Source organism: Micromonospora sp. NPDC006766, from assembly GCF_040636055.1.
GTDB lineage: Bacteria > Actinomycetota > Actinomycetes > Mycobacteriales > Micromonosporaceae > Micromonospora.
Window position 1 is genome coordinate 20123 of the sequence record NZ_JBEYIX010000065.1, and the last position, 7646, is coordinate 27768.

General features: G+C 72.2%; 8 protein-coding genes. All 8 read left to right on the forward strand.

Annotated features, from left to right (window positions below):
* Window positions 1-15: 15 nt before the first annotated feature.
* Genes ABZ671_RS29555 through ABZ671_RS29590 form a run of 8 tightly spaced genes read left to right on the forward strand, consistent with a single transcriptional unit; the run spans window position 16 to window position 7562 of the window.
* Window positions 16-1485 carry an SCO6880 family protein gene (locus ABZ671_RS29555; protein ID WP_357864287.1) on the forward strand — a complete coding sequence of 490 codons (1470 nt, stop codon included), beginning with the start codon at window positions 16-18 and terminating at the stop codon, window positions 1483-1485.
* Entirely contained in the window at window positions 1482-3068 is a 1587-nt protein-coding gene (locus ABZ671_RS29560; RefSeq protein WP_357864289.1) for a hypothetical protein, read from the forward strand. The genes ABZ671_RS29555 and ABZ671_RS29560 overlap by 4 nt, the downstream gene beginning before the upstream one ends.
* On the forward strand, window positions 3068-4918 hold the full coding sequence (locus ABZ671_RS29565; protein ID WP_357864291.1) for a TraM recognition domain-containing protein: 1851 nt from the start codon (window positions 3068-3070) through the stop codon (window positions 4916-4918). The genes ABZ671_RS29560 and ABZ671_RS29565 overlap by 1 nt, the downstream gene beginning before the upstream one ends.
* Entirely contained in the window at window positions 4915-5520 is a 606-nt protein-coding gene (locus tag ABZ671_RS29570; RefSeq protein ID WP_357864293.1) for a hypothetical protein, read from the forward strand. Before ABZ671_RS29565 ends, ABZ671_RS29570 begins: the two co-directional genes overlap by 4 nt.
* Window positions 5517-5771, forward strand: coding sequence for a hypothetical protein (locus ABZ671_RS29575; protein WP_357864295.1), 255 nt, complete (start codon window positions 5517-5519; stop codon window positions 5769-5771). The genes ABZ671_RS29570 and ABZ671_RS29575 overlap by 4 nt, the downstream gene beginning before the upstream one ends.
* Window positions 5768-5998 carry a hypothetical protein gene (locus ABZ671_RS29580; RefSeq protein ID WP_357864297.1) on the forward strand — a complete coding sequence of 77 codons (231 nt, stop codon included), beginning with the start codon at window positions 5768-5770 and terminating at the stop codon, window positions 5996-5998. The genes ABZ671_RS29575 and ABZ671_RS29580 overlap by 4 nt, the downstream gene beginning before the upstream one ends.
* Window positions 5995-6486, forward strand: a complete 492-nt coding sequence (locus tag ABZ671_RS29585) for a hypothetical protein (RefSeq protein ID WP_357864299.1) — start codon at window positions 5995-5997, stop codon at window positions 6484-6486. Before ABZ671_RS29580 ends, ABZ671_RS29585 begins: the two co-directional genes overlap by 4 nt.
* Window positions 6483-7562, forward strand: coding sequence for a M23 family metallopeptidase (locus ABZ671_RS29590; protein ID WP_357864301.1), 1080 nt, complete (start codon window positions 6483-6485; stop codon window positions 7560-7562). The genes ABZ671_RS29585 and ABZ671_RS29590 overlap by 4 nt, the downstream gene beginning before the upstream one ends.
* Window positions 7563-7646 lie beyond the last annotated feature (84 nt).

Below are 7646 nucleotides of genomic sequence, written 5' to 3' on the forward strand. Positions count from 1 at the left end.
GAAGAGGAGTAGGGCGTGACCCAGTTCCACTTTCCTCCGCGGTCCACCCGCGGGTCGATCCTGGGCTTTTCCTGGGGGCAGATCGGCACGGCGGTGGCCGGGGTGATCTGCCTGGTCATCGCCGCGAACATGCTGGCGGTCGGCCGGCAGGGCACCGCCGGTGGTCTGCTGCTGGCGGCGGTGCTGCTGCTCACGGCGGGGCTGTTGCGGATCCGGGGTCGCCGGGTCACCGAGTGGACGCCGATCGTCGCGGGGGCTTTGGTGCAGCGCGCGGCCCGGCAGGACCGATACCGCGGCGCGGTGTGGGCGGCGAACCCAGGCACGAAGCATCTGCACCTGCCTGGCCCGGCGGCCGGCTACCAGTGGCTACCGGCGGTGGCCGCGGACGGGCTGACCGAGGTGGGGCTGCTGCACCACCGGCGGGAGGGCACCGTGACCGCGACACTGTCGTGCGCGGGCAGCAACCTCGTCCTGGCGGACACATCGGTGCAGCATCAGCGGCTCACCGCGTGGACCGACGTGTTGAACCTGCTCGGCACCGAGTACGCCGACAGCGGCCTGGCGCGGTGGTCGCTGACGGCGAGAGCGGTGCCGGACGTCAGCAACCGGGCACAGCGGTACCTCGCAAAGCAGGCGGTCGATACCAGCACGGCGGCCTACCGGTCGCTGGCCGAGCTCACCGCAGCAGCCGGGCCGGGCACGCAACGCCACGAGGTGTTCCTGACCGTGGTGTTCGACGTGCGGAAGCTGTCCGGAGAGGTCGCGGACGCGGGCGGCACGGACGCGGCCATCGCCACGGTAGTGCTGGACAAGCTGACCGGTGTTCGGGCGGCGGTGCGGGAGGCCGGCATCGAGACCGGTGGCTGGTTGACGCCTCGGCAGTACGCGGCGGTGCTGCGCGGCCAGTTCGACCCGGAGGACACCGACCTGGAGGTGGCGCCGCATACGGCGGGGCCGGTCGCGGCGGAGACGGTGGGCTGGTCGTCGTACCGGCACGACTCCGGGTTCTCCCAGACGCTGTGGGTGTACGAGATGCCCCGCCAGCCGGTGCCGATGACGTGGATGACGCCGTTGTTCACTCGCACTGTCGGCCGGCGCACGGTGACCGTGGTTGCTGAGCCGGTGCCGGCGCAGCTGGCGCAACTGGCGACGCGACGGGACAAGGTCGCCCGCGCCGGTGACGAGGTGACCAAGCGGCGGATGCGGCTGGTGCGTACCGCCCGGGAGGACGAGGAGGCCCGCGCGGTCGAGCAGATCGACCGGGAGCAGGCCGCCGGCCACGTCCGCTACCGGTACGCGGTCCTGGTCACCGTGACAGCCGACAGCCCGGAGCAGCTGCGCCACGACGTGCGCGCGGTGCGGCGGGTGCTGGGCCGCTGCGGCTGCCAGGCCGTCGTGCTCTACGGCGAGCAGGACCAGGCGTTCGTGGCCGGCGCGCTGCCCCTGGCGCGCGGCCTCAAGCCGATGCGGGGGTGGTTCGCATGACCTCGCGTACGAGCAGGGGCGCGACGCCCCGGGTACGCAGGGAAGGGTCGTGGTCGCAGCGACTTGCTGATTCCGCCGCCCGGCGCGACCTCGCCGCAGCGCAGGCGGACCTCGCACGGGAGCAGCGGGCGCTGCGACGGCTGACCGAACAACTGCAAGGCCCGCCCTCCGTCGACGGGCGGGGAGCCTTTGGACGGGCCGCGGGACGGGTGTTCTGGCGGCTGCGGCTACCACCGCTGGTCACCACCAGCGCCCAGTTGTGCAGCGTCTACCCGTTCGTCGCCGACCCAGGGTTGGGGGTGGACGGGCCGCTGATCGGGCAGGAGGTGTACTCCCGCGCCGGGTTCGTGTTCTCCGTGCACGAGCTGTATCGGGCGGGCGTGCTCAGCGCCCCCAACATGGTGGTCACCGGGGAGATCGGGTCGGCGAAGTCGTCGCTGCTCAAGACCATCGCGTTCCGGGGGATTCCGTTCGGGGTGCGGTTCTACATCGTCGACGTCAAGGGCGAGTACGACACCCTCGCTGACGCGGCCGGCATCCAGCCGGTGCGGGTCGGTCCCGGTTCCGGTGTGGTGATGAACCCTCTGGCGGGCATCCGCCGCCTGCCCGGTCAGGGTGAGGCGGAGTGGTTGCAGATCCAGCGGGCACGCAGGTTGCTGCTGCTGGAAGGGCTGTTGGAGATCCAGCTCGGCGGGCCGTTGAGCGAGGCGGAACGCTCCCTGGTCGAGTACGCCCTGGACGCGGTCACCCGCGCCGACGACGGCACCAGCCCGGACCGGATGGCCACCCCGACCCTGTCACGGGTCCTGACCGCGATGGGTGAACCGTCCCGGTGGGCGCACCGGCTGGCCGGGGTGCACTACGACGTCGACCAGTTCACCGCCGACAGCCGCCGCGTTCGCCTAGCGTTGGAGCGGTTGATCACCGGCGCGCTCGGCGGGATCTTCGACGCCCCGGCCGCGTCGACGCTGGCGATCGACTTCGACCAGCCGGGCGCGATCCTGGACCTGCGGGCGGTCCGCGCATCGGACCAGATGACGGCGATGGCGATGACCTGCGCGCAGTCGTGGCTGGAGGCGGAGCTGACCCGCCCGAACGCCCCCGCCCGTGTCTGCCTGTATGACGAGTTCGCGCTGGTCAGCCGCCACCTCGGGCTGATGAGGCGCATGCGCGAGCAACTAAAGCTCGCCCGAGCGCTCGGCACCGCCAACATCCTGGCGTTCCACCGCTTCACAGACCTGTCGGCCAGCGGCAGCGCCGACTCCGAGCAGGTCCGCATCGCCCGAGGGCTGATCGAGGACACCGGCGTGCGGGTGTCCTACCGACAGGCGCCCGGCTCACTGGAGGCGGCGCGCGAGTTCCTGGGCACCACGGACGTGGAGACCAACCTGCTGCTGCACCTGCGCCGCGGTGTTGGGCTGTGGAAGGTCGGGCTGCGCTCCTACGTCGTCAAGCACCAGCTCTCGGCGATCGAACGGCGCATGGTCGACACCGACAGCCGGATGCGGAGAACCCCCGATGCTGAGCCGGAGAGGGCGCCGTGGCCGGGGGAACAGGCCGCCGTGGTCGGGCAGGTGCGGTGATGGCCGGCTCACTCATGTCCCCCGGACACCGGTTGCCCCGCCGGGGGGTAGCCCGCGCAGACATTCTGGCCCGGTTGGCGCTTGCGGGCATCGCGGCGCTGCTGGTGCTGTCGGGCACCGTCACGCTGTGGCTCGCCGGGCAGGTCGGCGGGCTGGTCACCCACGCGGCCTGGCCGGACAGTACACCCGCCGACGCGCCGGGCATCGCCGTGCGGCTCATCACGAACCCGGGCGACCCGGCGCGGGCGTGGCCGGCCGCAGCCCGGGACACGCTGCCGCCCGCGCCCCTGCTGTACGGGCTGTGGATCGTCCTGCTCAGCGCCACGCTCGTCAGAATCGGAGCGGTGACGATGCGGCTGGCGCAGCGATGGGTACGCCGGCGCGGCTTCGCCGGCCGTAAGGACCTCGACCGGGTGGTGACGGCCGAGGCGGTGCTGCGCCGCGTCGACGTGCTGCGGCCCGGCCTGACCATCCGCGACACCGACCCACCCGAAACCGTCACGGTGAAGCAGCGGCGCCGCGCGGACCCCCTCGAAGTAGCTCGGCTGCTCGGCCACCATGCGCTGACGGGTGAGCCGCTGTACCTGGCCAACGAATACACCGAACTGCTCGCCGGGGCGGCCCGGTTCGCCAACAAGACGAGCCGCTACATCATCCCGAGGGTCGCCGACGCCCGCGGCGCGGTCATCTCCACCTCCACCCGCCTCGACGTCGCATCGGTCACCTACGACCTGCGCGCGCAGATCGGCCCGACGTGGATCTTCGAGCCGCAGGGCCAGGTGCCGGGGGTGCCGCGACTGCGCTGGTCACCCATCGACGGCGCGGAGGACCCGGACATCGCGGCGCTGCGCGCCAAGGGCTTCGCCGCCGGCGCCGGCCTCAAAGGCAACGTCGACAACGGCCAATACTTCCAGGACCAGGCGGCGTCGATCATCCGCGGTCTGCTGCACGCCGCAGCCCTGGACGAGCGCGCCACGATGACCGAGGTGGCGAGCTGGGCGGCCAACCCCGCCGACCCGCGCGCCGAGCGGATCCTGCGCCACCACGGGCAGACCGTGTGGGCCGACCGGCTCGCTTTCCACCGGGAGACCACGGGCCGCAGCCGCGACGCCATCCAGTCGGTGGTGTTCGGCGCGCTCGACGCGTTCAGCAACCCCCGCATCCTGCACGCCTGCTCACCGCCGCGCGGGCAGCAGTTCCGCCCCGAGCAGTGGCTCGACGAGTCCGGCACCCTCTACCTGGTCGGCACCCGCAGCGGGCAGGCGCTGATCGCGCCGCTGTTCGCCGCCATCGCCGAGGACATCATCTACCGCACCCTGCAACGGTCGTTCCTCGCACAGGGCGGGCGGGTCGAGCCCTGCCTCTACCTGATCGGTGACGAGATCACCAACATCGCGCCGCTACCATCGCTGCCCGCACTCGCCTCCGAGGGCGGCGGCGCCGGCATCGCCCTGTCGATCGCCTGCCAGAACACCCACCAACTAGAAGAACGGTGGGGCCGCGACGGCGGCCAAGCGCTACGCGACGGCGCGAACGCCCGCTTCGTGATGGGCGGCACCCAGGACGTCAACGCGCTCAAGGGCGCCCAGTCGCTACTCGGGCAGGTGCAGGAGTTGTCCTCGGCGGCGTCCTGGGGCGGCGGCCGGGCCAGCGTCCAGGAGAACACCCGCCGGGAGCACCTGGTCGACCTGGCGGAGCTGCGCACACTGCCGGCCGGGCATGCCCTGGTGCTGCTGGGCAACATGCCACCGGTCGAGGTGGTGCAACCGGCCTGGTGGGAACGCCCGGACGCCGACCGGTTCCACACCGCGCAGGACGCCTTCACCGCCCGACTGCGGGGAGCACAATGATGCCGGACCGGGCCTTCCTGTTCGACCTGCCCGAGCAGGCCTCGCCTCAGGAACGCGCCACCGCCGAACTGGCCGAGCTGATCGACACGCTGCGCGGCGCGGTGGAACAGCTCGCCGAGGCCCACGTGGCGCTGTCCGACCGCGTCGACGCCCTCGACAATCCGACCGGGTTTGCGCCAGCACGGCACTGCTGGCGGGACCTTGACCGCGATAACGCCCGCGAGCTGTGGGCGTGGCTGATCGCCTGGACCCGCTGGCTGTCCGACCGGTACGGGCTGGCGCAGGACCTCGGCGCGTGCTGGCCGGCGCACCCGGCCCTGGTCGAGGAACTGACCGCCCTGGCCGTGTCGTGGCACCACGCCTACTCCGCCAAAGCGGACCCCGACGCGCCCCTGCGGTGGCACGAGGCGCTGCACCGCGCACGCACCCGGTGGCAGCAATGGGACACCACCCGTTGTCGGCACGGCCAGCACCTTCCTCGCAGCCCGGACACCGTCTGGGCACAGCCCTGGCCGGATACCGCCGATGAGGCCGTCAGCGAGGACATTCGCGCACGGCCGGCACCTGCGGAGGGCGCCCAGGAGACAGGGGGCAGCAGATGACACATCCAGCCGAGATCACCAGCGTCTGGGACTGGCAACGGTTCGAGGCCGCCCTCACCGGGCTGCGCGTCGGAGTCGACAACCTCAACGATTTCATCGCCGGCATCCACGACGCACGCGACAACTGGCGCGACAACGAGGAGAGGCAGCAGTGGACAGACATCGACGAGCAGACACGACGGGACACGGAGCTGGACTGGGCCAGCGACGGGCACCTCGACGGCGACTACACCCGCGACGTCGACGAGTGAACACCCCGCTCGACGTGCCGCTCGCCGCAATCAGCAACAGCCTCACCCAACTGCGCGAGAGCATCGATGTCCTCGTGGACACCGCCAACCGGCATGCCACCGTGCAGCGCGCGGCGTTGGTCGACGTCCACCACCAGCTGCGGCTGCTCGGGCAACGCGTCAACGCCGCGCTCGGCGCCCCGCCAGCCCAGGACCCGCCGCCCCACGAACCCCCGGAGCCGGCATGACCCGCACTCGCAGCCGAGACACACTCCTGGTGCTCGCGATGCTGCTGGCCGCCGGCTGCACCAGCCGTACGACCGGAGCTCCCGCCCCGCAGCCAAGCAGCCCGCTGGCGGTGACACCGCCGGCCGACATGCTTCCGGACCCTGACGCTGTCCTGTCCACCCGCCCCACCACCGCGGACCCCGCAGCCGCGGCCACGGCGACACTGTTCGTCGCCCGGTGGGCACGCCCGACCCTGCCGGCCGCCCAGTGGCGCGCCGACGTGCGCCCCTACGCCGTGCCCGGCTACGCGGACCTGCTCAACACCGTCGACCCGGCCAACGTGCCCGCCACCCGGATCACCGCACCCGGCCGCGTCGTCACCGCCACCCCCGAGCGGGCGGAGGTCGACGTCGGCACGGACGCGGGCGTGCTGCGCGTGGTGTGCGTACGCGACGGCCAACGCTGGTTGGTGGCCAACGTCGGCATGTCGAAGGCCGGCCGGCGATGAACGGGCAGCGGGTTGGCGTCGGCGTCGCCGTATTGGCGACGCTGCTGCTCGTGTGCGGTCTGCCGCTGGTGTCGGTGATCATCGAGGCGCCGGCCGCAGCCTGCGCTCCCGCTGCTGCGCGAGTACCGAGCAGCGCGGGCACGCGCGGCGGGGTCGGCCGGTGGAACAGCGAGCAGGTCACCAACGCGACCACGATCGTCACCGTCGGCCAGCAGCGGGGGATACCGGCCCGAGGCTGGGTCATCGCGGTGGCCACGGCGATGGTCGAGTCCAGCCTGCGGAACCTGCTTGGCGGTGACCGCGACTCGCTTGGCCTGTTCCAGCAGCGGCCCAGCCAGGGATGGGGCACCCCGGCGCAGATCCTCGACCCCGTCTACGCCGCCGGGAAGTTCTACGACAAGCTGCTGCGCATCCCCGACTGGCAGCAGCTGCCACTGACCGTCGCCGCGCAACGGGTCCAGGTCTCGGCGTTCCCCGACAAGTACGGCGAGTACGAGCAGGACGCCGAGCAGGTCGTCGCGGCCGTGACGGGCGTCGCCGCGATCAGCGACCTGCCCGGGGCCAGCCTCGCCGTGTGCGGCAGCGCCCCGAACGTGGCCGCGTCGGGATGGACCCTGCCCGTGCAGGCCGCCGTGGGCAGCGGCTACGGGCCGCGGGCCGGACGGCTGCACGCTGGCGTGGACCTGATCGCCGTCCGCAACACCGTCATCCGCGCGGCCAGCGCCGGCGAGGTGGTGTGGTCCGGCTGCGACCCCGGCACCGGCAACTGCGACATCGACGGCAGCCCGAGCACCCGCGGCTGCGGCTGGTACGTGGACCTGGTGCACGCCGGCGGCTACGGCACCCGCTACTGCCACATGGTCCGCCGCCCCGACGTACGCGTCGGCGACACCGTGCAAGCGGGCCAGCCGATCGGCCTGGTCGGCACCAGCGGCCATTCCTCCGGACCGCACCTGCACTTCGAAACGCACCAGGCGGTTTGCGACGGGTCGCGCTGCGACCTGAGCAACGCCAACTCCACCGACCCGGTGCCGTTCATGCGCGAGCGCGGCGCCCCGCTCGACGAACCGAGCTGAATTGCATTGGCTGCAACATTGAGCATCCTGATGACTCGTTCAACGAGGTTGGGGCGGGTTGGTAACGACTCGGCGCGCTGGCTG

Excerpts from the sequence above, each read along its gene's own strand:
- ABZ671_RS29560 (WP_357864289.1), top strand. The coding sequence starts at position 1,482 with ATGACCTCGCGTACGAGCAGGGGCGCGACGCCCCGGGTACGCAGGGAA.
- ABZ671_RS29565 (WP_357864291.1), top strand. The coding sequence starts at position 3,068 with ATGGCCGGCTCACTCATGTCCCCCGGACACCGGTTGCCCCGCCGGGGG.
- ABZ671_RS29570 (WP_357864293.1), top strand. The coding sequence starts at position 4,915 with ATGATGCCGGACCGGGCCTTCCTGTTCGACCTGCCCGAGCAGGCCTCG.
- ABZ671_RS29575 (WP_357864295.1), top strand. The coding sequence starts at position 5,517 with ATGACACATCCAGCCGAGATCACCAGCGTCTGGGACTGGCAACGGTTC.
- ABZ671_RS29585 (WP_357864299.1), top strand. The coding sequence starts at position 5,995 with ATGACCCGCACTCGCAGCCGAGACACACTCCTGGTGCTCGCGATGCTG.
- ABZ671_RS29590 (WP_357864301.1), top strand. The coding sequence starts at position 6,483 with ATGAACGGGCAGCGGGTTGGCGTCGGCGTCGCCGTATTGGCGACGCTG.